Source organism: Streptomyces palmae (genome assembly GCF_004684805.1).
In the GTDB taxonomy this organism is placed as follows: Bacteria; Actinomycetota; Actinomycetes; order Streptomycetales; family Streptomycetaceae; genus Streptomyces; species Streptomyces palmae.
In genome coordinates this window covers 1-2,579 of the sequence record NZ_SRID01000586.1, presented here as the reverse complement: position 1 = coordinate 2,579, position 2,579 = coordinate 1, and the positions used below count along the sequence as shown (strand labels likewise).

General features: G+C 73.3%; 1 protein-coding gene and 1 pseudogene. One reads left to right on the top strand and one right to left on the bottom strand.

Features of this window, described 5'->3' with window-relative positions; genetic code table 11:
• Positions 1 to 677, top strand: a pseudogene (locus E4099_RS33385) (hypothetical protein); the annotation flags it as partial.
• 129 nt (positions 678 to 806) lie between these two features.
• Here the strand turns inward: E4099_RS33385 and E4099_RS31220 are convergent.
• The gene (locus E4099_RS31220) at positions 807 to 2,195 is read right to left on the bottom strand and encodes an NsdA family TPR-like regulatory protein (protein ID WP_135342465.1); all 1,389 of its coding nucleotides are present in this window, start codon (positions 2,193 to 2,195) and stop codon (positions 807 to 809) included.
• Positions 2,196 to 2,579: the final 384 nt, after the last annotated feature.

The following is a 2,579-nucleotide window of genomic DNA, read 5'->3' as shown; positions in this document are numbered from 1 at the left end:
TGCTGGGGCTGCGGGGAGTGCGGCTGCGGCAGGTTCGCCTGCTGCGGCTGGTGGGGCTGCTGCGGCTGGTGGGGCTGGTGGGGCTGCTGCGGCTCGAACCGCTGCTGCCCGGGAAGCCCGCCCGGCTGCCCCGGCTGCGGGTGCCGCTGCTGCGGCGGCAGGCCCGGCTGGTGCTGCGCGGGCTGCTGACCGTACACCTGCCCGTAGCCGTCCGACTGGGGCGGCAGACCGGCGCCGTGCGAGGGCTGCTCCCCGTACGGTGTCCCGGGCCGCTGACCGTACGGCTGCCCCTGCGCCGGTCCTCCGTACTGCTGCGGCTGCTGCGGCGGCATGCCCTGCTGGGCCGGCGGCTGCCCGTACTGCTGGGTGTGCTGCTGCCCGGGCTGCGGGCCGCCCGACTGGGTGGGGTGACCCTGGTGTTCGCCCTGCGGACCCCAGGGCTGACCCCAGGGCTGACCGCCGGCCGGCGCCGAGTGGCGACCCTGGCCGTACTGGTCGCCGTGAGCGGGCAGCACGACGCCCTCCTGCGCGGGCTGAGCCGCAGGCAGGTGCGGCTCGTTCCCCTGTCCGCTCTGCGTCACCGGGACTCCTTGGTTATGCGGAACTTACGGAATCGTCGGGTTACGCTACCGGGTCCCGCTGTCAGCCACCGCCGCGGTGGGCTCCGGCGCCGATGATCCGCACCGAGCTTGACCGGAGTTGAGCGGCCTTCCACCGTCCTGTCCGTTATCTCTCCGCAATCTCCCCGCTCGTCACGCTCCCACCCGGCCCCGCCGACCGCCGCGGAAGCGCCCCCTCCTTCCCCTCTATGCGGCGTACACCTCCAGCCTCGCGTTGAACTCCCGTACCACCGGCTCCTCCCGGTACGGCTCCAGGCGCTGCTGGAAGTCGTCCAGGTACTCCGTACCGCGGTTGGACCGCAGCCGGCCCAGCAGTTCCACCGCTCGGGTGCCGGTGTGGCAGGCGGCCTCCACATCGCGCTGCTGCACCTGCGCGGTGGCCAGCAGCAGGGTGGCGATCGCGCGCCGGCGCACCCGCTCCTCGGGCAGCCCGCGCAGCGCCTCCTCGGCCTGCTGCCGCGCCTGCTCCGGTTCGCCCAGGTCGCGGTGGCAGTGGGCCAGCTCGTCGGCCAGGTAGGCGCGGTCGAAGTGGGTGATCCAGTGGGGATCGTCCCCCGAGTCGGGCCGGGCCTCCGCCTGTTCCAGCGCGTCCCGCGCCCGGACCGCGGCGGCCTGACTGGCGCGGACGTCGCCGAGCAGGGCGTGCCCGCGCGCCTCCGCCGCCTGGAACATCGCCTCGGCCCGCGGCGGCACCTGCCCGCGCGCACCCTCCTGGGCCGCCCTGGCCAGCTGGGCGATCTCCCGCGGGTTGCCCAGCTGGGCGGCGAGGTGGCTCATGCTGGCCGCCAGCACATAGCCGCCGTACGCCCGGTCCCCGGCGGCCTGGGCCAGCCGGAGGGCCTGGATGTAGTAGCGCTGCGCCAGCCCGGCCTGCCCGGTGTCCACCGCCATGTACCCGGCGAGCTCGGTCAACCGGGCGACGGCCGCGAAGAGTTCCCGGCCGACGGACTCCCGGTACGAGCCGGCCAGCAGCCCGGACACCACGCTGTTGAGGTAGTGGACCACCACGGGCCTGACGTGTCCGCTCCCGTAACGGTGGTCCAACTCCACGATGGCGTCGGTGGTGGCCCGTACCGCCGCCACGTCCGAGAGCCCCACCCGGGCCCCGGCGGAGCGTGCGACCTGGGCGTCCGGGCCGGTGATCAACCAGTCGCGGCTGGGCTCCACCAGCGCGGAGGCGGCGACCGTGGTCCCGCCGAGGAAATCGCGGCGGCCCACGTCGCTGCGCCACAACTCGCAGACCTGCTCGATGGCGCCGAGCACGGTGGGCGAGAACTGCATCCCCACCCCGGAGGCGAGGTTCTTGCCGTTGGCCATCCCGATCTCGTCGATGGTGACCGTACGGCCCAACTTGCGGCCCAGGGCCTCGGCGATGATCCCCGGAGCCCGCCCCCGGGGTTGCTGGCCGCGCAGCCAGCGGGCCACCGAGGTCTTGTCGTAACGCAGATCGAGGCCGTGCTCGGCCCCGCACATGTTGACGCGGCGTGCCAGACCGGCGTTGGAACAACCGGCTTCCTGAATGAGCGCCTGCAACCTCTCGTTCGGTTGCCGCGCCACAAGCGGCCTAGCGGCCATGGCTGTACCCCCTGTGACTGCTGTGCGTTCAGGACGAACGCCGTCCCTGGTGATCACTGCCCAGCGGATATACGGAGAATGCAAGACCTTGCCCGTATTCACCCGCATCGTTCTGCGGGTCCGGCGCGTCAGCCACGCCCGGGCATCCTGCGCGCGGCCCCCCTCCGACCGCGCCGCGCACGCGGCTCCGGCAACGGCCGGAACCCTCGCATCGCGCCTCCTACCAGGACGGGAAGCCCCCGGCCGCCCAGGGTGCGCAGTACGGCCGACGGACACCCGAAGCCCCCATCACGGCAAGTGATTACCCGTTCACCGCCGTGAAGTCCCGTACGCGCCCCCGCTCATGCATCCATGCGCCCCGCATGACCTTTCGATGCTCCCCGC

Coding starts and splice junctions, on each gene's coding strand:
- E4099_RS31220 (WP_135342465.1), bottom strand. CDS start 2,195: ATGGCCGCTAGGCCGCTTGTGGCGCGGCAACCGAACGAGAGGTTGCAG.